Origin of the sequence: Guyparkeria halophila (assembly GCF_034479635.1) — a bacterium.
Classification (GTDB): Bacteria; Pseudomonadota; Gammaproteobacteria; order Halothiobacillales; family Halothiobacillaceae; genus Guyparkeria; species Guyparkeria halophila.
The window spans coordinates 1,970,551-1,995,310 of the sequence record NZ_CP140153.1 but is presented as its reverse complement, the minus strand read 5'-3'; the positions used below and the strand labels follow the sequence as shown (position 1 = coordinate 1,995,310).

Here is a 24,760-nt window from a genome sequence, read left to right as displayed (position 1 = left end):
CCGGTCATTCCTGGCCGGCCTCCATCAGGCGATGCAGTTGCGTCGCGAAACTCTGGTGCGCTACCGCCGAGTTCTTGTTGAGCACGTTGGAGGTCATCGTCACCAGGTAGACCTGTTTCGGGTCGCCGGCCGGGTGTTCGACGATCGCGACCGAGTGCATGTAGTTGTAGACATTGCCGCGGTACTTGCCGCAGTCCGGATTCGCCTCCCGGTCGCACTTGTAGAGTGAGCCGGACTTGAAGAACACGGCCGCGTCACGCAGTGCCGGCGAGGAGGCGTAGCGGATGCGCCGCTGAGTCATGTACAGCAGTCGCTTCAATTCCCGGCTCGACCACTCGTCGACCAGTTTCCCCTTCTCCATCTTGACCAGCAGGCGCATCAGCTCGCGGGTGGTGCCCAGGCTGTTGGTGCCCGCGACCCGCGCCTTGCCACCGCTGGTGAAAAAGGCCCCCTGGCGCAATTGGTCGGTATCCAGTCCGTTGCGGGCGATCGGCTCGACCAGGGCCTCGAGCAGGATGTCGCGCCGTTCGGCGGGTGGCCGGTCGAACAGCTCGGCCTCTCGCTCGGGTGCCACCGGATAGTCGTCGCCAAAGTAGTGCAACAGCATCAGCTGTTTCATCACCGCGCTGGCCGCGGCGTTCGAGCTGGCCGACATGGCCCAGTCGAGGTAGGTCCATAGATTGGCCGTGTCGCCCACCCGCAGCGGGCGGCGCGTGAAACGCCGGTTCTCGCCATCCCAGAACGGCACCGTGTGACTGTCCCACTGGATGAATGTGTCCGCGGTGACCGGCGTCTCGCGCAGCAGTCGCTGCTGGGCCTCGATGTCGTCGGGGTAGCGGTCGGCGATTTGCTGCAGCAGGGCGGTGGCCAGCATGACCTTGCCGACACTCCCGGGCGTGCGGCGGGTCACGCCGTTGTGCTCCGCGTAGCGGGGACGTTCCGGGTCGCTGATGTCGAGCACACTGACGCTGTACCGGGACGCCTCGGCCCCCAGCAGGTCGACCACACGACGCGTGAACGCCGGATCGGCCTCGGGGAGCTCGAAGGTCGCCCGATCGGTCAGGCGCAGGCGGATCTGGTCGCGGTCGAGCAGGGCCCCCGGCGGCAGCCGGTTGCCGGCGATTTCCCCCTGGTTGGCCAGGCGGTAGCCCTCCAGGCGTTCGATGCCGGTCTCCTCGGCGGCATCCAGGGGATAGGCCGGCAGGGTGGCGGGCAGCAGCAAGCCGATCAGGCCGGCCAGTCCTGCGATCACTACCACCGGTGCCAATGCCGGACGGGGAGGGGCATGTCGGCTTATGGGGCTCATGTGTCGAGCATAGGTCAGTGGGTGGTGGAACGACAGCCGGCGCGCCTATTGGCCGGGTGGTCGGGAGAGGTCGACCGCCGGGGCGTCGGTGTCACGCAGCGGGCGGTCGAGCGCGATCAGGTATTGGTTGGCCCGGGCCCGGCGGTTTTCCACCAGCGGGCGAATCTGGAACAGGGCCAACCGATCGCCGACAAAGCCGAATTCGATGTCGGCCACCGGCCGCTCCCCGGCGTCGTCGACCGGCAGCAGATCCCGGTTTTCGACGTCGTCGGTCAGGTGGCGCAGCCGGTCGATGTTCGCCGGCGAGAGCAGGGTGGTCGGCCCCTCGGCGGCGATCCGCTCAACGCCGCCCACGGGTCGCACGGCCAGTCGGGTGGGGGCCGTGGCCTGGCTGAGCAGCCGCACGGCTCCGCTTTCCCGATGCACCCGCAACTCCTCGGCCGCCTGCCCGTCAACCGCGCCGCCCAGCCCTTCGCTGGTCGCGATGCTTAGCCAGTGTCGATCGCCGGTATCCAGATCGGCGGTGACCAGCACCCCCGACTTGTCCACCGGCACCGTCGCCTGCAGTAAGACCGCCGGGTACACGTGTGCCGGGGCATCCATGCGTGCCTGGCGCCAGGCATAAGCGCGCTCGGTGAACGGCGAGGCCCACACCTCGCGCATGGCATCGATGATGGCCTCGAAGCCGACCACGTTGGCGACCGTGCGATTGAGCCCGGCACCGGTGAATCCCGGCAGGTCCTCGACATTGGTGTCGCTGCGCACGAACACCCCGGCGGTGTCGGCCGAACCGAAGGTCTCGACCAGACGGGCGCGCAACCGCTCGCGAAAACCGGTGGGCAAGTCGACCGTTGCGATCCATTGCCGCATCCGAGTCAACATCTCGGCAGTGGCCTGGTCGCGGGTTTCGCTGTCCTCGATGCGACCCAGGCGTTCGTATTCCTGTTCGAGCCACTCGAAGGCCGTCGGCCCGCCGGGGCGGATTGGTTGGTCGATCAGTTCACGGAAGACGCCGAATGGAATCGCCAGCCCCGCACTCACCTGTTCGGGGTAGTGACGGGCGAGCTCACCCAGGTTGGCCGCCTTGGGCCCGACCTGGCGACCCGCATCGTCGGCACGCAAGCCGTGGAGCGAGCGCAGCGCGGTGTTTTCCAGGTCGAGCTTGTCCCAGTTCACCTCGATCCGTGGCTCCCGCTCGCCCTGCCGCCGGTCGAGAAGCCCCTGCCACTCCGGGCCGTCGGCGGCCAGCTGAACGCGCCCGCCCGGGCTCACTGCCAGCACGACCCGCTCGCCGAGATGCGTTCCGATGCGAGTGAGCAGCGCCTCGTCGACCACCACGTTGGGAATGCCCAGGTTGCGGGCCAGCAGTTGGACGTGCGAGAGCGAGTTGCCCGCCCCGCGAGTCAGGATGCCGGCCATCGGCGGTAACGAGGCGGTGGTCTCGGGCAGCAGGTAGATGCCCTCGGGATCGAAGCGCTCCCCGTCGGCCGGTACCGGGCGCAGCACCCCACGGCTCAGGCCGGGGTTGAGTGGTCGAAGCCCGGTCGCGAGGGGCTCGCCGAACAGGCGGTGGCGCGTATCCGTCAGTTGCCCGGCCTCATCGCGCAGGCAGTCGAGCAGGCGGCTGAAGAACAGCAACGGACTGTCGCGCAGTCGGTCGGGGATGAAGTGCCCGACCTCCGGGGTGAGATCCGCCCAGCGGTCGATGGCGAGATCGAAATGAAACCCGAGCGCTCGCTGCGCCCAGCCGGCGGTGCGCGCCAGGTAGGCCAGTTCGGTGGCAAAGCGAGACGCCGGTACGGACGGCGCGTCGAGGAGACCGTCGATGCTCGCCGAGAGGTGTTGCCATTGCCGGGCGGACAACAGGCCGGTGCCGTACAGGCTCTCGCCCAGGGCACGCAACCAGGTCAACTGGTCGCGGCGGGTGGCCGGATCGGTCTGGTTGCGTTCGAACAGGTGGCTGGCAACCGCAAAGGCCTCCTGCTCCAGCGCCAGGCTGGCCTGCAGCAGGCGTAGCCTTTGTTCCGGCGAGGTCGTGGGCGCCTCGATGCGCTGGCGGACTTGGTGTGCGAGCTGCCCGGTCGTGGTCAGCCGATGGGTGAGTGTCCGGCTTCGCTCGAGGCGGTCGGCTGCCTCGAGCAGAGAGCGACGCAGATCGCCATCGGCGCTGCGCCCGCCCAGCGCTCTCAGGCGGTCCACGGCGGCCTGGGGTGCGTAAAGGGCCTCGAGTGCCCGGCCAAGCGTCTGCAGGGGCACGTCCAGGGCCGGGTCGTCGTTCCCTCGGGCGTACTCGGTTACCCGCTGGATGTCACCGGCATCCGGCATGCCGTGCAGCTTGATGCGCAGGTCCTGAAAGTCCGGGGCGGCCTCGGCGATCTCGATGGCGAGATCCCGCGCCTGGCTGGCCGCCGGGTGGTCGCCATCGACCGGCAGCAGGCGGGTCGTCTCGCGCAGCAGCAGGAAGCGATCCGGGTCGTGCCACCACGGATCACCGGCCAGGCCGAGCAGCAGGGCGCGGGCCTGGCGCTCCTCGTCCTCGATCTGGATCGCCCCACGGTAATAGCGGGCACGGCGAAAGACCCAGCCGTCATCGGCCCGGATCAGGAAGCGTTCGATCAGGATCAGGCGCAGTGCCTGATGTTGCCCATTGGGTCCGAGATAGTCGTCGGGTTCGAGTTCCGCGAGCAGGGTGGCCAGCGGATAGCCCTGGGCGCGGATGGCCTGGGTGCGCTCGCTCCACTCGCCGTGCTGGATGCCGCCACCGTGATCGCCACAGGCATACGGTTTCGGTGGCAGGACGGTGCCGTCCTCGCAGAACCAGCGAATCCGCTCGAATGGCCCGCGCGGGGCGGCCTTCATCGCCTCGATCCATTCGCGCATCTGCTCGGTGCTGGGCGATGAGGCGTCATCGGCCATGGCCGGTTTGCCCGTTATCGTCAGGCCGAGCAGCAGGAGTGCCACGCCGATCAGCGCGGTGACTCGCGAGGGGATCGCGTGGCGGGGCAGGTGAGTGGTCAGGCCGAACATGGCTGAGCGATCTTACTCCGTGGCCGAGTGGGGTGGCGGCTTACCCGATGAGTCTAGTCGGGTTGCCGGCACGTAACGCCGGGGAACGCTGGCCGAACGGGTGTGTCCGACCGATGAATTCGGTAGGATGCGATCCGTTTTTCGGCCGGGATCGCCAACGACCCCGAAGGATCGATTGATTCACCCGACCAGACGGATTGCCCTGCCCCATGACCAACCGCGAGATACTGACCAGTGATGCCATCAAGTTCGCCCTCGACTGGCTCGAGGAGAACCGGGTCGAGATCGAGCCGTTGAAATCGGCCCTGGCCGCGCAGATGGAGGTTTGGGGGCACGCCCAGGGGGTGCCGAGGCGCCAGCGCGAGGCGGTAATCGAGACGGCCGCCTCCCGGGCGGTGCGCCACCACATCCAGAAGCTCAAGTCGCGCACCGCGTGGTGGCAGCAGACCTGACAAGGAAGGTCTGTACGATTCGATGGCGCCTCTGGCTGGCGGGTTTGTTCGCAATCAAGGCGGCGTGCCGAAGGCGGGCTCATTGCCCGGCGAGGGGCGGCAACGCCGAGTGCGGGCAAACCCGCCAGCCCCTTCGGGCGAGCCGCCAAGGACCCGTTTTCGGCGTTGCACTCCTTGTGAAGGACCCCGCCATTCACGGCGGACTGCGCCTTGCAACTGGGCCCTTGGCGGTCCCGCAGAGGCACTATCGAATCGTACAGACCTTCCTTGCGAGACCGGATACAGAAAAGGCCCGACATCAGGTCGGGCCTTTCTCGTTGAGCGTCCGGCTGGCTTCAGAAGACCTCGTCGAGCAACCCGGTAAAGGCCGCCCAGGATTGCTCGTCGGCGCGCGCCTGGTAGCGGTCGGTGCCGAATACCGTGAAGGCATGCGGGGCGCCCGAGTAGACCTCGATGGTGTAGGTCGCGCCGGCGTCCTCGAGTTCGCCTGACAGCGTGGCGACGTCGTTCATCGAGATCATCGAGTCGGCCCCGCCGTGGGCGATCAGGATGGGGGCGCCGGGATCGGACCAGCCCTGGCCTTCCGGCGTGCCCAGGCCGCCGTGGAAGGTGGCGTAGCCTGCGGCTTGATCGACCAGCCCGTTGCGAGCCGCCTCCAGCACCACCGCGCCGCCGAAGCAGTAACCCATGACGACGGTCTTCTCGGCCACGCCCTGGTCGCGCGCGAACTGGAGGCCGGCGCGGGTGAGCGTCTGCATGCGCTCGCGATCCTGGTAGAGGCGCTCGGTCTCCGCCTTCTTGGCACCGGTTTCCTGCGGGCGGTTGCCCTTGCCGTAGAGATCCACGGCGAAGGCGTCATACCCCATTTCGGCCACCATGTCGGCGCGCTTGCGCTCGTAGTCATCGATGCCGTCCCAGTCGTGGACGATCAGCACCGTACCGCGGGACTTGCCCTCGGCGGGGCTGAGGTAGCCGGTAAAGGCTTCCCCGTCGACCTGGTAGCCGACGTCCTCGCCATCCGGCTCCCAGTTGCCGTCCATCTCCATGGCACCCGCCGGGGCGTGCCAGGCGAGCGCCGCGGCGAGAAGCGTGGTGGTCAGGGGGATTGGGGCGCGTGGCTGACTGTGCATGGTCCTGCTCCTTTACGGTGAAACCGTGGGAAGTATAGGCAGCGTTTGCCGATGCCGCCGACCGTCAGTCCTTGGCCAGCAGTCCCTGCGCGCGGGCCATGGCGTAGGCCGTCTTCGGCCCGGTCCACAGCGAGGGCAGCAGGATCAGCGACACCGGGATGGCGGTGATGACGATGAACTGCTGCAGGACGCTGATCTGCCCCGAGCCCATGTACAGCAGCATGGCGGCCATGATGGCCATCACGCCGCCCCAGAAGGCGCGGATCAGCGGGTGCGGCGCGTCGTGGCCCGAGCCGACCATCGCGATGGAGTAGCTCATCGAATCGCCGGTGGTGGCGACGAAGATCAGCGTGAGCAGCATGATCGCCGCGGCCATCCAGGTGCCGCCCGGCAGGGCCTGGGCAACGGTGAGGGTCGCCACGTCGAACTGGAAGTTGTTCAGCGGTTCGGCCAGGTCGAAGACCTCGTTGAGCTGGTAGTAGATGCCCGACCCGCCCAGCAGCGTGAACCAGATGGTGGTGGCGATGGGTGCCATCACGGCGACGGCGAGGATCATCTGGCGAATGGTACGCCCGCGGGAAATGCGCGCGACGAACACCGCCATCAGCGGCGCGTAGCCGATGAACCAGGCGAAGAAGAATACCGTCCACCATTGCATCCACCAGCCCGGAGCGGTTTCGGCGGTCATGGTGGCCATGGTGAAGAACGAGGAGATGTAGGTGCCCATGCCCTGCACGTAGGCATTGAACAGGAACAGGGTCGGGCCGAAGACGAAGATCACCGCGCCGATCGCGATTGCCAGCAGCACGTTGAAGCGGCTGAGCCACTGGATGCCGCGATGCACGCCGGTGACCGCCGAGGTGATGTAGATCAGGCCCAGAAAGGCGAGGATGCCCAGCTGGGTGGCGAAGGTCGCCGGCAGGCCAAATAGCTCGGACAGGCCGAACGAGAGCTGGGTGGCGAGAAAGCCGATTGGCCCGACCGTGCCGGCGACCACCGCGATCACGCAGAACGCATCGACCACGCCGCCGAACCAGCCGCGCATGATGCGCTCGCCGAACACCGGATAGAGCAGGGTGCGCGGACGCAGCGGCTGGCCCTTGATGTAGTGCGCGTAGGCGAGCACCACGGCGGTCAGCGACCCCAGCACCGCCCAGGCGAGAAAGCCCCAGTGCATGAACGATTGGGCCAGCGCGCCGGCGACCGCCTCGGCCGTGCCGGCCTCGGTGTCGAAGGCCGGCGGGGTGACCAGGAAGTGGTAAACCGGCTCGCCCGCGGCGAAGAACACCCCGCCCCCGGCGAGCAGGGTGCACATGATGATCGAGAGCCACTTGAACGTGCTCATCTCGGGGCGTTCCAGGTCACCCACCGTCGCCCGGCCGGCCGGCGAGAGCGCGACCCCGATGCCGATAAAGAAGGTCAGCAGCAGGAAGACCTGGAAGTAGGAGCCCAGCACGCGGGCGGTCCAGGCAAAGCCGGCACCGATCCCGTCGGCCACGCGGTCCATGTCCCAAAGCGACAGGCCGATGAAGGCGATCACGAAGCCGATGGTCAGGATCAGGACCAGCGGATCACCAAAACGGGCCAGGCCGGTCTCGGTGGTCGTCTCGTTGTTGGGGCGGGAAGGCGAGGTCTGGCTCATGGGAAGTCCCTCGTGGCGACGGACTCCCCGTGGGGCGGGTCGTCCGTGACCGGGTGAATTCAGATCAACTATGCGGAAATCCCCGCGACCTTAGCATGCGTGGGCGTGGATGCGTCGCCGCCGGGCCTAGGCCGCCTGCGTTTCGCGCTCGACCTCGTCGAGCAGGGAGACGATCCGATCGGAGAGCCCGTCGACCGTCGGTAGTTCCCGCTCGGCCTGCTGCCGGTCGCCGTCTCGGTGCAGGTCGATGATCTGCTTGACCTTCTGGTGTAGCTGGCGGTGCGGCTCCTCGATCGCGGCCATGGCAGGCAGCTGATCGTACTTGCGTTTACCCTGCCCGAAGTACCAGCGCCCCAGCTGGCAATCGTGGTCGGAGGCGATGTTGTCGGCGTCCAGGGCGTCGTGGTCGCCGGCGAGATACGCGCGCAGGCGGGTCTTCCACGCCAGGTGCGCCGCGCGCGCCGAGGCGAAGTCGAAGCTGGCGCTGGCGTCGGTGTTGAACTGGGCGAGCAGGGCCTGCAGCTCGGCGGCCATGGTCGAAAGCGCCTGGCCAGCCTCGGCGACGTCGCGGCTGTTCTCGGTGGTCTCCTCGGTCTCGCCGGAGATCGAGGTGATGTTTCGGCTCATCTCCTCGGCCACCGCGCTCTGTTCCTCCGTGGCGGTGGCAATCTGGGTGCTCATCTGGCTGATCTCGTCGACCGCCTCGGTGATCGAGTCGAGCGCGCGGTCGGTGGCGTCCGCCTGCTGTTCGACGTCATCCATGCGGCCGCGTCCCTGTTCGACGCTCTCCACCGCGGATTGAATGCCGTGGCGCAGGCTCTCGATCATCTCGCGGATCTCGCCGGCCGAGTCCTGCGTCTTGCTGGCAAGCGAGCGGACCTCTTCGGCGACCACCGCGAAGCCCCGACCGTGCTCCCCGGCCCGCGCGGCCTCGATGGCCGCATTGAGGGCGAGCAGGTTGGTCTGATCGGCAATGCCGCCGATCACCTGGATGATGCTGTCGATCCGGTCGCCATGGGCCCGCAGGGATTCGATCGATCCGGCCGTCTGCTCGAACTGGCCGGCCAGCTCGCCGACGGCCGCGTGGGTGCGCCGCACCTGCTCCTTGCCACCGTGCGCCTCGCGATCCGCCCGGTCGACGGTCTCGGCGGTGCGCGCGGCACTGTGGGCGACCTCTTCGACCGTCTGGGCCATCTCGTTCATGGCGGTGGCGACCTGCTCGACCTCGCGGGTCTGCTGATCCATGCGACGCGAGGTCTCGGCGCCGGTGGACGAAAGTTGGTCGGCCGAGGCGGTCAGCGACAACGCCGATTCGGTGAACTGGCCGAACACCGTGCTCAGGCGGGCCTGCAACAGCTTGGCCGACTGGTTGATCTGGCCGATCTCGTTCTCGCCACTGACTTGGATCGGTTGGCGGAGCTTGCCGCCGGCGATGCGTCGCAGGATGTGGCTCGTCTGTTCGAGCGGTCGGAATACGCCGCGCCAGAGCATCAGGCCCAGGCCAACGGTGAGCAGTAGCTCGATTGCCGGAAGGATGGCGGCCAGCGACGGGGGCATCCACTCTGGGGCCAGCAGCTCGTTGAGCTGGACCAGTCCCAGCAGGCCGAGCATGACGAGGGTGGCGTGGAGCAGGCTCAGGTCGGCGAGTCGCCTTTTCGCTGGCAACTTCTCGACCTTCTTCTCGTTCATCCATCGATACAGGCTCTCGGCCTTGGCGATCGACTCCTTGCTGGGCTTGGTGCGAATCGACTGGTAGCCGACGATCTCGTCGCCGGCGTAGACCGGCGTGACATAGGCATCGACCCAGTAATGATCACCGTTCTTGCAGCGGTTCTTGACCAGTTGGTGCCAGACGCGACCGGCCTTGATGGTCTGCCAGAGGTCCTTGAACGCCGCCGGCGGCATGTCCGGGTGGCGGATCAGGTTGTGCGGGCGGCCGATGAGTTCGTCCCAAGCGAAGCCGCTGACCTTGATGAAGTCCTGGTTGACGTAGGTGATCTGCCCCTTGAGGTCCGTGGTCGAGATCAGTTGCATGTCCGCGGGGTAGTCGACGTCCTTCTGCGTGACCGGAAGATTGACCTTCATGGTGTTGCGCTCCTCCCTGGAAAGGGATCGGCCGGGGGCGAACGGCCACGAACCCGCGGATCGTGTCTCGTGGCGTCGCGCTAAACCCGACCAAACCCCTTGGTTTTGTGTGGTTTTTATCGACGTCGGCCAACTTAGTTCAGCCTGTCGTTATCTGCCAATAAGCTAATTTTTTGCTTCCAGTGTTCGATTGATGCTCCGGCGGAGGAGGGCGCGCTCACCCGGCCCGATTCGGCCCTGGAAGAGGCGGTGTCTAGGGGCACGCGGATTGACAGGATGGGCCCCGCTCCTTACTGTTTGTACCCTTTGCCTGCGCCCGGCCCTTCCGCCGAATCGGCGTCGTTTTGTCCACCTTTCCAAGACGCATCAGAATCCAAGTGAACGAACATTTCGCCCGCATCAAGCGACTGCCGCCCTACGTCTTCAATATCATTGGTGAGCTCAAGGCGAAGGCGCGTGCCGCCGGCGAGGACATCGTCGATTTCGGCATGGGCAATCCCGACCAGCCCACACCGCCGCATATCGTCGAGAAGATGGTCGAGGCCACCCGTCGCGGCGACACGCATCGCTACTCGCAGTCCAAGGGGATCCCGCGGCTGCGTCGGGCGATCGCCAACTGGTACAAGAACCGCTACGAGGTGGAGATCGACCCCGAGTCCGAGGCGATCGTCACCATCGGTTCCAAGGAGGGCCTCGGCCACCTGGCGATGGCGACCATGTCGGCGGGCGACACCGTGCTGGTGCCCAACCCGGCCTACCCGATCCACCCCTACGGCTCGGTGATCGCGGATGCCGACATTCGCCACGTGCGCCTGACGCCGGAGGTGGATTTCTTCGAGGAGCTCACCCGGGCGATCAAGGAGACCTGGCCCAAGCCCAAGATGCTGATCCTCAACTTCCCGGCCAACCCGACCACGCAGTGCGTGGACCTGGAGTTCTTCGAGAAGGTGGTCGAGATCTGCCGCGAGGCGGGCATCTGGGTGGTGCATGACCTCGCCTACGCCGACATCGTCTTCGATGGCTACAAGGCGCCGTCGATCATGCAGGTGCCGGGCGCCAAAGACGTGGCGGTCGAGTTCTTCACGCTGTCGAAGAGCTACAACATGCCGGGTTGGCGCGTGGGCTTCATGGTGGGCAACCCGACGTTGGTCAACGCGTTGGCGCGGATCAAGTCGTACTTCGATTACGGCACCTTCACGCCTATCCAGGTGGCCTCGATCCTTGCGCTCGAGGGCGATCAGACCTGCGTGGACGAGATTTGCGACATGTACCGGCGTCGCCGCGACGTGCTCTGCGAGGGGTTGAACGCGGCCGGCTGGCCGGTCGAACCGCCCAAGGCGACCATGTTCGTCTGGGCCAAGATCCCCGAGGCCTTTGCCCACATGGGCTCGCTGGAATTCACCAAGTTGCTGCTCGCCGAAGCCAAGGTGGCCGTGTCGCCGGGCATCGGCTTTGGCGACTACGGCGATGATCACGTGCGTTTCTCCCTGATCGAGAACGAACACCGCACCCGGCAGGCGATCCGTGGCATCAAGGCGATGTTCCGTGCCCACGGAGTGCCCGTGCCGTCGGAGGGAGGACAATGAGCCAAATGCAGATGAATCAATACGAACAATTGCCGCCGGTCCGTGTTGGCCTGCTGGGTTTGGGTACCGTCGGTGGGGGCGTGGTCAATGTCCTGGCCCGCAATGCCGAGGAGATCGCCCGCCGCGCCGGGCGTCGCATCGAGGTGGTGCACGCCTCGGCGCGCAACCTCGACGCGCCGCGTATCTGCCCGCTGGACGGCATCCTGCTGACCACCAACCCGATGGAGGTGGTCGAGAACCCCGAGGTCGACGTGGTGGTCGAGCTGATCGGCGGCATGCAGCCGGCCGGCGACCTGATGCGCCGCGCGCTCGAGCTGGGCAAGCCGGTGGTCACCGCCAACAAGGCCCTGGTCGCCCACGAGGGCATGGAGCTGTTCGAGCTGGCCCAGCGGCATCACACCATGGTCGCCTTCGAGGCGGCCGTGGCCGGCGGCATACCGATCATCAAGGCGATCCGCGAGGGGCTGGCGGGCAACCGGATCGAATGGCTGGCGGGCATTATCAACGGCACCGGCAACTATATCCTCACCGCCATGCGCGACGAGGGCCGTGCCTTCGCCGAGGTGCTCGCCGAGGCCCAATACCTGGGTTACGCCGAGGCCGATCCCACCTTCGACGTCGAGGGGATCGACGCGGCGCACAAGCTGACCATCCTCGCGGCGATCGCGTTCGGCATGCCGCTGAAGTTCGACGAGGTCTACACGGAAGGCATTAGCGGCATCGAGACCGATGACGTGCGTTACGCCGGCGAGTTCGGCTACCAGGTCAAGCACTTGGGGATCGCGCGCCAGCGCGACGACGGCGTTGAGCTGCGCGTGCATCCGACCCTGATCCCCGAGAGTCGGCTGCTGGCGAACGTCGACGGCGTGAAGAACGCGATTCTGGTCTGGGGCGATTCGGTCGGCCCGACCATGTACTACGGCGCCGGTGCCGGCGCCGAGCCCACCGCCTCGGCGGTGGTCGCCGATCTGGTCGACGTGGTGCGTACGCTCACCGCCGATCCGACCCACCGCGTGCCGCATCTGGCCGTGGTGCCGGATCAGATCAGCGACATGCCAGTGGTGCCGATGGCGTCGATCGCCACGGCCTACTACCTGCGCTTTGCCGTCGAGGACAAGCGCGGCGTGCTGGCGCGCATCGCCCAGATCCTTGCCGACCACGAGATCTCCATCGAGGCGATGATGCAGAAGGAGATGACCGAGGACGAGCGCACGCTCCCCATCGTGATGCTCACCCACCAGGTGCGCGAGAAGGACATGGACGATGCGCTGGTCGAGATCGAGGCGCTCGACACGGTTCGAGCCCCGGTGGTCCGCATGCGGGTGGAGTCGCTCGACGGTTGACTGACTTCCCCCAACCCGGCATGCGCATGGAGGCGCTGGCATCGTTGCCAGCGCCTTTTGACCGTCTGGCCTTCGTCGATCTGGAAACCACCGGTACGCGCCCCACGCGCGACCGAATCACCGAGATCGCCGTCATCCCCGTCGATGGCGGGGTGGTGGGCGAGCCGTTCCAGTGCCTGGTCGATCCCGGTGTGCCGATTCCACCGACCATCACCCGCCTGACCGGCATCAGCGATGACATGGTGACCGGGGCGCCGGTATTCGCCCGTCTGGCCGACGAGCTGCGCTCGATGCTCGACGGTCGCCTGCTGGTCGCCCACAACGCCCGCTTCGATGCCGGCTTTTTGCGCAATGCCTTTCGCGCCGCCGGACAGGTGGTTGCGCTGCGCGAGCTCTGCACGGTCAAGCTGTCGCGATTGCTCGACCGCGGCGAGCGGCGCCACAACCTCGATTCCCTGATTAGCCGCCACGCACTGCCCGTGGGCGATCGTCACCGGGCGATGGGCGATTGCCAGGCCCTGCCGGCTTTGCTGGCGCGCTTTGTCGAGCGTGACGGTGTCGAGGTGGTGCTGGAGGCACTCGGGCGCCAGATCCGCCGTGCCAGCACGCCACCCAATCTCGACCCGTTGCGCCTCGATGCCGTGCCCGCCGTGCCGGGCGTCTACCGTTTCTTCGGTGAGGAGGGGGCATTGCTGTACGTGGGCAAGAGCGTCAACCTGCGCGCGCGGGTGCGCTCGCATTTCGCCGACGATCATCGCAACGACCGCGAGATGCGCATGGCGCAGCAGACGCACGAGATCGACTGGATCGAGACGGCCGGGGAAATCGGGGCGCTGCTCACCGAGGCCCGGTTGATCAAGCGCGAGCAGCCGATCTTCAACCGCCGCTTGCGCGCGCGCCGTGGCCTGTTGGCCTGGTACTGGGACGACGAGTCCGGCGAGCCGCCGCGATTGGTGCAGGTCGACGAGCTGGATCCCGCCGACCTGGGGCGGGTGCACGGGGTGTTCCGCTCGCGGATGAAGGCACGCGAACGCCTGGGCGAGCTGGCCAAGGAATACCGGCTGTGCCCGCAGTTTCTCGGGCTGGAGAACAGGGCGGGGCGCGCCTGCTTTGCCTACCAGATCGGGCAGTGCGCCGGCCTGTGCGCCGGGCGCGAGACCGAGATCGCGCACCGGCTGCGCTTGAAGCAGGCCCTCGGACCGCTGGCCTTCGAGGCCTGGCCCTATGCCGGCGCGATGGCGATCCGTGAGACGCGCGACGAGCGCGAAGAGCGCCACCTCTTCCGCCACTGGCGCTATCTCGGCACGGCCCGCACCGAGGCGGAAATGGCCGAGTTGCTGGCCGATGGCGACGAGCACCCGCTCGACATCGACATGTATCGCCTGGCGGTGGATGCCATCCGCGGCGGGGCGGTGGTCGAGCCGGTCGAGTAGGGCGGGCGAATCGTGGCGGTCGACGTGCCAGCCGACCCGATTGGCGGCTAAAGCCGCTCCTACGCGAGTTTACGGGAAACCGTAGGAGCGGTTTTAGCCGCGAAACCTCTGCAGGCGCCCCAATCTCACGTGATGCTTGCCGGCGGGTGGCAGGCCCTACCGCCAATCACCCCAGCCGCTCGGCGATCTGCGGCCCGAAGGGCGTATCGCATTTCAGGCGCACGCAGTGGCGCGCCTCGTCGGGGCCGAGGGATTCGAGCTTCTGCAGCTGCTGCTGCAGGACCTGCTCGTCGGCCTCCGAGATGTCGCCGCCGTGGGCCTGGCGCTCGCGCAGGTACTCGAGCAATTGCTCGTTGTCGCACTCGATGAACAGGATCGTGTAGGGCACGCCGATCTCGTCGGCGAGCGTCTCGAACTGCTGACGACGGACGCGCTCGAGGAAGGTCGCGTCGATGGCCATCGGCCAACCGCTCTGCGCCCCCAGCCGGGCAATCTCCGCCAGACGATTGTAGGTACTGTCGCTCGCCATCTGGGTGTAGCGCTCGGCCGGATCGGTGAACATCCGTTGGCGCTCGGCATCCGAGCGCACCCGGATCGCGCCACGGGCGAGCACCAGCTCGCGGCTGGCCAGCGACTTGCCGCTGCCGCTCACGCCCATGGTGATGAACAACTCCCCCTGGGCCGGGGTGAAGAAGGCGTTGGCGAGATCGGTGTAGTCGCGGAAATCGGCCCAGGCCGCCTCGCGTTCCTCATCGGGCATGCCGTCGCGCAGCCCGAGCAGGGCGATCTTGGCGCGCACCGCGGCGCGGTAACCCTGGTAGAAGCGCAGGGTCGGCAGGGCCTCGTAGTCCCCGCTGATCTCCAGATACCGGTTGAGCAGCTGGCGGGCCGGGCCGATCAGCTTGCGCTTGTGCAGATCCATTAGCGCAAAGGCCAGATCGTTGGCCGTGTCGGTCCAGCGGAAATCGTCATTGAACTCGATGCCGTCGAAGATGGTCACAGCCCCGTCCTGCAGGGCCATGTTGGCCAGGTGCATGTCGCCGTGGCATTCGCGGATATGTCCCTCGCGCTTGCGCTGCTGCAGGGTCGGCCGGATGGACTCGAAGGCCGCGCGCGACAGGCGCTCCATCTCGGCGAGCCGATCGCGATCGGCATCGGTCTCCAGTAGCGGGGCGATCTGCTCGAGGTTCTGCTGCATGGGGGCCCAGACGGTGTCGGGCTCGCCAAAGTGCGTTTCGGCGGCGGCGACCTCGGCCTTGGCGTGGAAGGCAGCGATCTGGTCGGCGATTTGTTCGACCAGGGCCTCGTCGAGTCCGATGCGACGGGCGACGTGGTCGAGTCGATCCGCCTGGTCGAACCGGCGCATGCGGATGACGAATTCCTCGGCACCGTCGTCCGCCTCGATCAGCTTGCCATCGGCATCCAGGCCCAGCACCTTGTCGTAGAGCTCGGGGGCCAGGCGGGCGTTGAGGCGCAGCTCCTCCTCGCAGAAGTGACGACGGCGGTCGAGGCTGGAGAAATCCAGGAAGCCGAAGTTCATCGGCTTCTTGACCTTGTAGGCCCAGGGGCCGGTCAGGAACACGTGCGAGATATGGGTCTGCAGGTGCTCGAGGGAGGAATCGCTCTCGGCGAGGTTCTCCTTGAACCGTTCGATCAGTCGCTCTTGCGGGTGCTCGGCCATGGGCGCTCCTTGGTAGGTCGAATCGGGCATGCGGCCCAGCGGGTGGACGAGTGGCGATACGCCGGTTGGCGGCCGCTCGCCCGCACTCGGGGCCTGATAGACTGGCGGCCCGACCGCGCCATGTTGCGGTCGGATTCATTTTCAAAAGTGTAACAGCGTGGGTTGAACGTGGCATCCAGCAAGGGCAGCGGCAACACGAAGACCAAGGGGACGGCGCGGGGCGCCAAGGGAGGACGCAGTCGCCGGACGGCGAGCGGCAAGTCCAGCCCGACCCGACGCCAAGGAGCAAGACAGGGAACGAGGCGGGGTGCCTCACGCGGTAGCGGGGCGTCTCGTCGCGGCTGGCGCGCGCGACTGTTCGGCTGGGGCATGCGCGGTCTGCTGATCGCGGTTGCCATTGGCCTGCCCCTGCTGGGCGCCTGGGCGTGGTATCTCAACGAGCGGGTGACCGAGCGCTTCGAAGGGGCGCTGTTCACCATGCCGGCGACCGTCTATGCCGCGCCGGACGAGATCTACGTCGGCCAGTCGACGGACATCGACAGCCTGACCGCGGCGCTGGAGCGTCTCAACTACGTGGCGGCCGATTCGCTCGAGGAGACGGGCACATTCCGCCGCCGCGGCAACCAGGTCTCGTTTCACCGTCGTTCGTTTGCCTTCCCGGATGGTGAGCAGCCGTCCCGTCGTGTCGACGTGCGCGTGGTCGGCGGGCAGGTGACCGAGCTTGACGGGCCGGGCGGCGAATCGCTCGGCATCGTCCGCCTCGAGCCGCGCTCGATCGGTACGCTCTATCCCAATCGCGCCGAGGACCGGGTGCTGCTGGCGATCGAGGAGGTGCAGGAAGAGGCGCCCCTGCTGCTCGATACCCTGCTGGCCGTCGAGGATCGTGCCTTCCATGACCACTATGGCGTGGTGCCCACCGCCATCCTGCGCGCGTTCCTGACCAACCTGGTCTCGGGCGAGCGGGTGCAGGGCGGCAGCACCATCACCCAGCAGCTGGCCAAGAACCTCTTTCTCACCCACGAGCGCACCTACCGGCGCAAGTTTGCCGAGATGATCATGGCGCTGGAGATGGAGTGGCACTACCCCAAGGAGAAGATCCTCGAGGCCTACCTCAACGAGGTCTACCTCGGCCAGGACGGCGGGCGGGCGATCCACGGCTTCGGTCTCGCGGCGAGCTTCTACTTCGGCCGGCCGATCAACGAACTCCGGCCCGAGCAGGTCGCCTTGCTGGTGGGCATGGTCAAGGGGGCCAACTACTACAACCCGCGCCGCAATCCCGAGCGGGCGCTCGCCCGGCGCAATGTGGTCATCGACGTGATGATCGAGTTGGGGCTGGTCGATCAAACGACGGGGGGCGAATGGCAGAGCCGGCCCCTGGGCGTGCTCGAGACGGCCGGTTCGCGGGCGCGCCATCCGGCGTTCGTCGACCTGGTCCGCCGTCAGCTGACCGAGCAATACGACCCCGACGACCTGAAGACGCGCGGGCTCAACATCTTCACCACGCTGAGGCCACGCGTGCAGGAGGCGCTCGAGCAGAGCACGGCCCGTCTCGACGAGGTCGAGGCCAGTCGAGGGCTCGAGGCCGGGACGCTGGAGACCGCCGGGGTGATCGCCTCGGTCAGCACCGGCGAGATCGAGGCGATGATCGGTGGGCGTGACACCCATTACGAGGGCTACGATCGCGCCCTGGACGCCCGCCGCCAGATCGGCTCGTTGATCAAGCCGGCGATCTACCTGACCGCGTTGTCGCGGCCGGCCGACTACAACCTGATCACCCCGTTGGCCGACGAACCCATCACGGTCGAGCAACGGGGCTCGGAGGACTGGCAGCCGAACAACTACAGCAACGAATTCCACGGGCCCACCCCGCTGATCGAGGCGCTGGCGCATTCGCGCAACGTGCCCAGTGTGCGCCTGGGGATGGCGGTGGGGCTCGAGTCGGTCGCCGAGACGATCGAGCGCCTTGGCGGGCCGCGGCCGTCGCCGTTCTACCCCTCGATGCTGCTCGGCTCGATGGGCATGACGCCCTTCGAGGTCGCGCAGATGTACCAGACGCTTTCGGCCGACGGCTTCATGACGCCGCTGCGCGCCATCCGCAGCGTGGTCGATCGCGACGGGCAGCCCTTGTCACGCTACTCCCTCGACGTGCGGCGTGCCGCCGACCGTGAGCCGCTCTACCTGCTGCAGTACGGCCTGCAGACGGTGGTGGCGGAAGGGACCTCGACGCGGTTGAACCAGATGATCCCGCCGTCGGTGGGCGTCGCCGGCAAGACCGGTACCACGAACGATGGTCGCGACGCCTGGTTCGCCGGCTTTACCGGCAATCGGGTCGGCGTGATCTGGGTCGGGCGGGACGACGACCGGCCGGCCAACCTGACCGGCTCGACCGCGGCCCTGCCGCTATGGGGGGCGACCTTTGCCGGGCTCGACAACCAGCCACGCGACATGACCCCGCCGCGTGGGGTGCGTTTCGCCCGGGTCGACCCCGAGCGGCAATTCGTGGTGCCGGACCGTTGCCCGGGCGAAGCGCTGCCGTTCATCGCCGCGCATCGGCCCGAACCGGCCGCCGATTGCGATGGCGGGCGTCAAGACGGCGAGGGCGCCGGCACGATCTGGGACTGGTTTCGCTGAGCGGCACACCCCGGGTCGGGTGAGTGGGCGGCTCCCCGCGCCCGGCCTTGCCGGGTTACGATGACCCAACCTTTACGGACTTAATCAGGTAGCGACCCATGCAAAGCAGCCCCGTGACCGAACCATCTCGCCTGCCGGCCCTGTCCGCTGCTCGCGGCCTGGTGGCAGGCTGCGCCGGCCTGTTGTTGGCTGCCTGTGCCCCGATGACCCCGCCGCCGGGCTCTTCCGAGCCGCGCAGCGAACCGGCGCCCCAGCCGCAGCCCGCGGTGCGCTCGACCCCCCTGTCCACCCCGGATATTCAGGAAGAGGCCTTGCCGATGGATCGCCAGGAGCAATCGAGCGAGCCGGCCACCTCGCCGGCCGTGCTCGCCCTGGTGCGCCAGGCCGACCAGCGGCGTGCATCGGGGGACTTGGCCGGCGCGCAATCGACGCTGGAGCGCGCGGTGCAGATCGAACCGGGCAACGCTCGCTTGTGGTTGGACCTTGCCCAATTGCGCCTGGCGCAGAATCAGCCCGAACAGGCCGAGCAGCTGGCCCTGCGGGCGGTCGAGCACGCCCGGGACAACCGCACCTTGTCGGCCGCCTGGCAGCTGGTCGCCAAGGCCCGCCGTGCTCAGGGCGACGAGGCCGGCGCGCGCGAGGCCGAGGAACGCGCGGGTAGCGAGTCGGCCGGCCGCGCCGAGGGTGCCCGCGCGGCATGACCGAGGCGGGCCGCCACAATCAGCTGGGGCTCGAGGACGTCTTCGGCCCCGACGGGCGATTGGCCGGGGCCTTCGAGGGCTATCAACCCCGCGCGGGCCAGCGGCGCATGGCCGAGCTGATCCGCGATTCGATCAATGACCAGCACACGCTGGTGCTCGAGGCGGGTACCGGCGTGGGCAAGACCTTCGGTTACCTCGCGCCGGTGCTGCTGTCGGGCAAGCGCGCCCTGATCTCCACCGGCACCAAGCATCTTCAGGATCAATTGTTCGATCGCGACCTGCCGCGTCTGCGCGACCTGCTGAGCGTCACGGCCAAGGTGGCGCTGCTCAAGGGGCGGGCGAACTACCTGTGCAAGTATCGCCTCGAGCTGGCCGACGAGCAGGCGCGCCTGCCGCGGCGCGAGGATGCCCGGGCACTGGCCCGCATCCGGGATTGGGCGACTCGCACCATCGATGGCGACCGCGCCGACTGCAGCGGCGTCGGCGACGATCACGAGATCTGGCCGCTGGTGACCTCGACCAACGACAACTGCCTGGGTCGCGACTGCCCGCTCTATGACGAGTGCTTTGTGGTCAAGGCGCGCGAGCGGGCACAGAAGGCGGATATCGTGGTGATCAACCATCACCTGTTCTGCGCCGATCTCGCCCTGCGCCAGACCGGGTTTGCCGAACTGTTGCCCGAGACCGACGTGGTGGTGCTCGACGAGGCCCACCAGGTGCCGGAGATCGCCTCGATGTTCTTCGGCGAGGCGATCGGTTCGCGCCAGCTGCGCGATCTCGCCGCCGATACGCGCGCCGAACAGAAGCACGAGGCGCGCGACCAGCCGGGCCTGGCCGAGGCAGCCGACACCCTCAAGGGGGCGACCGATCCGGTGCTCGAGGCGCTGACACGGATCGAGAACGAACGGGTGCCCTGGGCCGATCTGGCCGACGAGGCCAGCGTCACCGAGTCGCTCGGTCGCCTGGGCGAAGCCCTCGACGGCCTGGTGCAGGAACTGGAGATCGCCGCCCCGCGAGGCAAGGGCCTGCAGGCCTTGCTGGGTCGGGCGCAGGGCCTGCGCGACGAGCTCACCGCCTTTCGCGAAGGCAAGACGGAGGCGCAGGGCCACGCGGTGCGTTGGGTCGAGCGCCGCACTCGCTCGTTCACCCTGCACACCACGCCGGTCAACGCGGCCGGGCAATTGAAGTCGCATGTCGAGTCGGCGCCGCGCGCCTGGATCATGACCTCGGCGACGCTCGCCGCCGGCAAGGACTTCAGTCACTTCACTCGGCGCATGAACCTCGATGACGCCCGTTGCGAGCAGGTCGAGTCGCCCTTCGACTTCCCCGAGCAGGCCGTGCTCTACCTGCCGCCCAATCTGCCCGAGCCGAGCGGCCCGGGTGGGGCGCGCGAGCACACGCTGGCCTCACTGCGCGCGGTCTACCCGTTGCTCAAGGCCAGCGGTGGTCGGGCCTTCCTGCTGTTCACCTCCCACCGGGCGTTGAAACTCGCTGCCGAGACGCTCGGCGAGCACCTCACCGAACTGCCGCTGTTCGTACAGGGCACCCAGGCCAAGTCCGCGTTGCTGGAGTCGTTCCGCGAGGCGGGCAATGGCGTCCTGCTGGGTACGCAGAGCTTCTGGGAGGGCGTGGACGTGCGTGGCGAGGCGCTCTCGCTGGTGATGATCGACCGCATCCCGTTTGCCGCACCCGGTGACCCGGTGCGGGCGGCGCGCGAGCAGCGCCTCAAGGACAAGGGGCTGGTGCCGTTCGTGCACATGGCACTGCCCGAGGCGATCATCACTCTCAAGCAGGGGGTCGGCCGACTGATCCGCGACACGGCCGATACCGGCGTGATGGTGCTCTGCGATCCCCGCCTGCAGTCCAAGGGTTACGGCCGCACCATCCTCGATGCGCTGCCGCCGATGCGGCGCACCCGTGACGGTCGCGTGGCGCGCGACATGTTGCGTCGGCCGGTCGAACCCCCGAAGCAATCGCCGGCTGACTCCCTGGTCGAGAGCAGCAAAAACACGATTTGACGCCCCTCGATGCCGTCATCTCGGCGTGACGAGTGCATCAGTGTTTCATTAACTGAGTGTGCCGCTGCGTTGCGCGACTTGTGCCGTATTCATACCATCAGGCCATTCGTCCGAGCCAGGGAGGCTTGAGGAACCCGCTGCGGCCGTTCCTCAACGGATTGGTTCACGGCCATTGCAATGTCGTCTGCATGCACACCATCAAGTCCTTCATCCTCGCGATGTCCCTGCTCGTCTCGTTGCTGTTCTTCGGCGGGGCCTACCTGATCGTTTCCGGCATCTTCAACCAGTCCGTGCAGCAGAGTGCGCTCAAGGACTCGGACCTGCTGGCGCGCTCGACCTTCGCCTCGATGTACCAGCTGATGAGTTCCGGCTGGACGCGCGAGCAGCTCGAGGGGTTCGTCGAGGCCAACCGCCAGGCGCTCGCCGGCAGTGGCTACGATCTGCAGATCTTCCGCGGGCCGGTCGTCGCCGAGCAGTACGGTCAGATCGACCAGGCCCCCATCGACGAATCGGTCGCGGCGGTGTTCGATTCCAGACAGACCCTCGAACACGTCGAGGAGCACGCGGTGCGCTACACCTTCCCGCTCAAGGCCGAGGCCAAGTGCCTGTCCTGTCACGCCAGCGCCGAGGTGGGCGACGTGCTGGGCGTGATCGATGTCGAGCAGGACTTCTCCGCGGCAATCGCCGAGGCGCGCGATAACTTCTTCTTCTGGCTGATCCTGCTGGCACCGCTGCCGGTCATCGGGGCCGGGTTGATCACCTTCTTCGTCAATCGACGCATCACCCGTTCGGTCGAGTTGCTTGAGGAGAACGCGGCCAAGGTCAACCGCGTCGCCGACCTGCGCAATCTCTCGCTGGGCGATACCGATCTGGGTTTCGACGAACTCAACCGGGTGTTCAGGAGCTTCGAGGAACTGGTCGACAAGTTCCGGACGGTGGCGGTCGATCGCGACCTGCTCGAGTTCGAGATCAAGCTGCTGGAGAAGTTCATCATCACCTCGGAGGTCGTCCGCGACTGGCACGACTACATCTGCCGGCTGATGACCGACATCAACGAGGTGATCGAGACCTACACACTGTTCTCGATCTTCAAGGTCGACGACGAGCTGTTCGACCTGGACGTGTTCTGGCGCTCGCCACCGTCGGTGGATAGCCGGGAGTTGCTCGAGCGGGCGGTGCGCGAGCACATGGACAGTCACCCCAGTCTCAGCGATGCGGCCCTGGTTCACATCAATCACCATGTCGCCGATCACGACGGCCCACCGATCGAGCTCGACGAATCGGACGTGCGGGTGCAGGTGAAATCATTGCTGGTCGATGCCCCCAAGATCGGCGGCATCGTCGGTATCGGCGTGCAGGCGGAGACGGTCAACGACGAGACCCGGCTGCTGGTGATCGAGAGCGTGCTCTCGACGCTGTTGAACGTGGTCGGTTCGGTCAAGGCGATCTTCAAGTACACCCGCGACCTCGAGTATTACGCCACCCGCGACCCGCTAACCAACCTCTACAACCAGCGGGTGTTCTGGGAGCTGATCGGCTACGAGATCGATCGCGCCCAGCGCCACGACCAGCGATTCGCGCTGCTGTTGATCGATCTCGACAACTTCAAGCTGGTCAACGACAGCTACGGCCACGCGTTCGGCGATTCCTTCCTCAAGGCGTTCGCCGATGCCATCGGCAAGGGGCTCAAGCGCGGCGACATCTTCGCCCGCTACGGCGGCGACGAGTTCGTGGTGGTGCTGCCGGAGACCGATCTCGAGAAGGCCTGCGTGACCGCCAACCGCGTGCTCGCCGAGACCGACGGCATCGTGCTGACCGCCCCGGATGGCGACCCGGTGTCGGCCTCGGTGTCCATCGGCATCGCGGTCTACCCGGACCACGCCCAGGAGCCCAAGGACCTGTTCCTGTTCGCCGACAACATGATGTACAAGGCCAAGGCCGAGGGTAAGGCGCGCGTCGCGGTACCGAGCGAGGAAGACGTCATGGACGTGTTCCGCTCGATCAGCGAGAAGGGGCTGACGATCCTGCGGGCGGTCGAGGAAAAACGGATCGTTCCGTACTTCCAGCCGATCCTTGCCACCGGGACCGATCGCATCGAGGCGGTCGAGGTGCTCTCGCGCATCGACCTGGGCGACACCATCATGGGCGCCTCGGAGTTCATCGAGATCGCCGAGAAGATGGGCGTGATCGACCGCATCGACTACATCATGATCGAAAAGGCACTGGCCGAGGTGAGCGCCAGCGGCTTTGACGGCATGGTGTTCATCAACCTCTCGCCGCGGGCCCTGGTGCTCTCCGAGTTCATCCCGACGGTGCGGCGGATCGTGGAAGAGGCCGGGGTGGAAAAGCCGCGCATCGTCTTCGAGCTGACCGAGCGCGACACGGTCAAGAACATCCAGTTGCTGGAGAAGTTCGTCCAGGAACTGCGGCTGGAGGGCTTCAAGTTCGCGATCGACGATTTCGGTTCGGGCTTCTCCTCGTTCCACTACCTCAAGCACTTCCCGATCGATTTCCTCAAGATCGAGGGCGACTTCATCCTTAATCTGCTGGAGGACTCGCGCGACCGCGCTTTCGTGCGCCTGATCGCCGAGCTCTCGCGCGAGCTCAAGATCCATACGGTCGCCGAGTTCGTCGAAAGCGAGGAGGTGCTCGAGCAGGTGCGCGCACTCGGCATCGACTACGCGCAGGGCTTTTTGATCGGCCGACCGGCTCCGTCGCCGATGCGTTACCTGCCGGCAGCGGCCGAGTAGCCCGGTGCATGCCGTCTCGCGCCTGTCGTGGTGAGTCGGGCCGTTGAGTCGGGTCGTTGAGTCGCTTGGGGGCGCATGCGACAATCGCGCCTTTCCCCGCACGTGACACGCCCCATGACTGCAAGAATCCTCGACGGGCGAGCCGTCGGCGCCACCGTGCGCGCCGGGCTTGCCGAGACGATCGCCGCCTTCACCGAGAACGGTCACCGCCCGCCCGGTCTGGCGGTGGTGCAGGTGGGCGGCGATCCGGCCTCCTCGGTCTACGTCGCCAACAAGCGCAAGGCCTGCGACAAGCTCGGTATCGAATCGTTTTCGCACGATCTGGACGAGACGATCAGCCAGGGCGAACTCGATGCGCTGGTGGACGAGCTCAATGCCGATCCGCGTATCGACGGCATCCTGGTGCAGCTGCCGCTGCCGGAGCACCTGAGCGCCGATTCGATCATCGAGCGCATCGACCCGGACAAGGACGTCGACGGCTTCCATCCCACCAACATCGGTCGGCTCGCCATCCGCCAGCCCGGCCTGCGTCCCTGCACGCCTTACGGGGTGATGCGGCTGCTCGAGGAGACCGGCCGCGACCTGCACGGACTCGAGGCGGTCGTCGTCGGCGCCTCGAACATCGTCGGTCGGCCGATGGCGCTGGAATTGCTGCTGGGCGGCGCGACCGTCACCGTCTGCCATCGTTTCACGCAGGATCTGGCCGCCCACGTCGAGCGAGCCGACCTGGTGGTCGTTGCCGCCGGCAAGCCGGGACTGGTCAAGGGCGAGTGGATCAAGGATGGGGCGATCGTGATCGACGTCGGCATCCATCGTCGCGAGGACGGCACGCTGCATGGTGACGTCGATTTCGACGCCGCGGCCGAACACGCCGGGTTTATCACCCCGGTGCCCGGCGGGGTGGGGCCGATGACCATCGCCATGCTGATGCACAACACCGTCACCTCCTGGCGGCGTCGGCTGGGCCTGGATTGA

15 protein-coding genes are annotated in these 24,760 nt (G+C 67.1%); 9 read left to right on the top strand and 6 right to left on the bottom strand.

From position 1 onward, the window contains the following. Nucleotides 1-4: 4 nt before the first annotated feature. Together SR882_RS09015 and SR882_RS09010 are read right to left on the bottom strand one after the other, a co-directional pair. A complete protein-coding gene (locus SR882_RS09015; protein ID WP_322520916.1) occupies nt 5-1,252 on the bottom strand; it encodes a serine hydrolase in 1,248 nt (415 codons plus the stop codon). Nucleotides 1,253-1,351: 99 nt separating this feature from the next. After that, nucleotides 1,352-4,333 (bottom strand): PEP/pyruvate-binding domain-containing protein, encoded by a 2,982-nt coding sequence (locus tag SR882_RS09010; protein WP_322520915.1) that lies wholly within the window; start codon nt 4,331-4,333, stop codon nt 1,352-1,354. Between the two features lie 209 nt (nt 4,334-4,542). On the opposite strand from SR882_RS09010, the gene SR882_RS09005 reads away from it, so the two are divergent. After that, a complete protein-coding gene (locus tag SR882_RS09005) occupies nt 4,543-4,785 on the top strand; it encodes a hypothetical protein (protein ID WP_322520914.1) in 243 nt (80 codons plus the stop codon). A 335-nt stretch (nt 4,786-5,120) separates the two neighbouring features. On the opposite strand, the gene SR882_RS09000 is transcribed toward SR882_RS09005, so the two are convergent. The 3 genes from SR882_RS09000 to SR882_RS08990 all read right to left on the bottom strand — a co-directional run bounded on the left by SR882_RS09000 (nt 5,121) and on the right by SR882_RS08990 (nt 9,642). Then, complete coding sequence (locus SR882_RS09000) at nt 5,121-5,915, bottom strand: dienelactone hydrolase family protein (protein WP_322520913.1); 795 nt, start codon at nt 5,913-5,915, stop codon at nt 5,121-5,123. A gap of 64 nt (nt 5,916-5,979) precedes the next feature. Then, a complete protein-coding gene (locus tag SR882_RS08995; protein WP_322520912.1) occupies nt 5,980-7,557 on the bottom strand; it encodes a BCCT family transporter in 1,578 nt (525 codons plus the stop codon). A gap of 126 nt (nt 7,558-7,683) precedes the next feature. After that, nucleotides 7,684-9,642, bottom strand: coding sequence for a methyl-accepting chemotaxis protein (locus SR882_RS08990; protein WP_322520911.1), 1,959 nt, complete (start codon nt 9,640-9,642; stop codon nt 7,684-7,686). Between the two features lie 377 nt (nt 9,643-10,019). Here SR882_RS08990 and alaC point away from each other — a divergent pair, with 377 nt between their 5' ends. Genes alaC through SR882_RS08975 form a run of 3 tightly spaced genes read left to right on the top strand, consistent with a single transcriptional unit; the run spans nt 10,020 to nt 14,004 of the window. Then, complete coding sequence (alaC, locus tag SR882_RS08985) at nt 10,020-11,228, top strand: alanine transaminase (protein ID WP_322520910.1); 1,209 nt, start codon at nt 10,020-10,022, stop codon at nt 11,226-11,228. A 29-nt stretch (nt 11,229-11,257) separates the two neighbouring features. After that, entirely contained in the window at nt 11,258-12,571 is a 1,314-nt protein-coding gene (locus tag SR882_RS08980; protein ID WP_322522410.1) for a homoserine dehydrogenase, read from the top strand. After that, entirely contained in the window at nt 12,568-14,004 is a 1,437-nt protein-coding gene (locus SR882_RS08975; RefSeq protein WP_322520909.1) for an exonuclease domain-containing protein, read from the top strand. The genes SR882_RS08980 and SR882_RS08975 overlap by 4 nt, the downstream gene beginning before the upstream one ends. Before the next feature lie 166 nt (nt 14,005-14,170). Here SR882_RS08975 and SR882_RS08970 read toward each other — a convergent pair whose 3' ends face one another. Continuing rightward, nucleotides 14,171-15,685, bottom strand: a complete 1,515-nt coding sequence (locus SR882_RS08970; protein WP_322520908.1) for a bifunctional aminoglycoside phosphotransferase/ATP-binding protein — start codon at nt 15,683-15,685, stop codon at nt 14,171-14,173. A gap of 168 nt (nt 15,686-15,853) precedes the next feature. On the opposite strand from SR882_RS08970, the gene mrcB reads away from it, so the two are divergent. The 5 genes from mrcB to folD all read left to right on the top strand — a co-directional run bounded on the left by mrcB (nt 15,854) and on the right by folD (nt 24,760). Next, nucleotides 15,854-18,316, top strand: a complete 2,463-nt coding sequence (gene mrcB, locus SR882_RS08965; protein WP_322520907.1) for a penicillin-binding protein 1B — start codon at nt 15,854-15,856, stop codon at nt 18,314-18,316. Nucleotides 18,317-18,414: 98 nt separating this feature from the next. Continuing rightward, the gene (locus SR882_RS08960; RefSeq protein WP_322520906.1) at nt 18,415-19,017 is read left to right on the top strand and encodes a tetratricopeptide repeat protein; all 603 of its coding nucleotides are present in this window, start codon (nt 18,415-18,417) and stop codon (nt 19,015-19,017) included. Next, entirely contained in the window at nt 19,014-21,035 is a 2,022-nt protein-coding gene (locus tag SR882_RS08955) for an ATP-dependent DNA helicase (RefSeq protein ID WP_322520905.1), read from the top strand. Before SR882_RS08960 ends, SR882_RS08955 begins: the two co-directional genes overlap by 4 nt. A 188-nt stretch (nt 21,036-21,223) precedes the next feature. Continuing rightward, nucleotides 21,224-23,785, top strand: coding sequence for a putative bifunctional diguanylate cyclase/phosphodiesterase (locus SR882_RS08950; protein ID WP_322520904.1), 2,562 nt, complete (start codon nt 21,224-21,226; stop codon nt 23,783-23,785). Between the two features lie 114 nt (nt 23,786-23,899). Then, nucleotides 23,900-24,760 carry a bifunctional methylenetetrahydrofolate dehydrogenase/methenyltetrahydrofolate cyclohydrolase FolD gene (gene folD / locus SR882_RS08945; RefSeq protein WP_322520903.1) on the top strand — a complete coding sequence of 287 codons (861 nt, stop codon included), beginning with the start codon at nt 23,900-23,902 and terminating at the stop codon, nt 24,758-24,760.

What these genes read in the sequence shown, in the direction of transcription:
- SR882_RS09010 (WP_322520915.1), bottom strand. Translation starts at nt 4,333, where the DNA reads ATGTTCGGCCTGACCACTCACCTGCCCCGCCACGCGATCCCCTCGCGA.
- SR882_RS09005 (WP_322520914.1), top strand. Translation starts at nt 4,543, where the DNA reads ATGACCAACCGCGAGATACTGACCAGTGATGCCATCAAGTTCGCCCTC.
- SR882_RS09000 (WP_322520913.1), bottom strand. Translation starts at nt 5,915, where the DNA reads ATGCACAGTCAGCCACGCGCCCCAATCCCCCTGACCACCACGCTTCTC.
- SR882_RS08995 (WP_322520912.1), bottom strand. Translation starts at nt 7,557, where the DNA reads ATGAGCCAGACCTCGCCTTCCCGCCCCAACAACGAGACGACCACCGAG.
- SR882_RS08990 (WP_322520911.1), bottom strand. Translation starts at nt 9,642, where the DNA reads ATGAAGGTCAATCTTCCGGTCACGCAGAAGGACGTCGACTACCCCGCG.
- SR882_RS08970 (WP_322520908.1), bottom strand. Translation starts at nt 15,685, where the DNA reads ATGGCCGAGCACCCGCAAGAGCGACTGATCGAACGGTTCAAGGAGAAC.
- SR882_RS08960 (WP_322520906.1), top strand. Translation starts at nt 18,415, where the DNA reads ATGCAAAGCAGCCCCGTGACCGAACCATCTCGCCTGCCGGCCCTGTCC.
- SR882_RS08955 (WP_322520905.1), top strand. Translation starts at nt 19,014, where the DNA reads ATGACCGAGGCGGGCCGCCACAATCAGCTGGGGCTCGAGGACGTCTTC.
- SR882_RS08950 (WP_322520904.1), top strand. Translation starts at nt 21,224, where the DNA reads ATGCACACCATCAAGTCCTTCATCCTCGCGATGTCCCTGCTCGTCTCG.
- folD (WP_322520903.1), top strand. Translation starts at nt 23,900, where the DNA reads ATGACTGCAAGAATCCTCGACGGGCGAGCCGTCGGCGCCACCGTGCGC.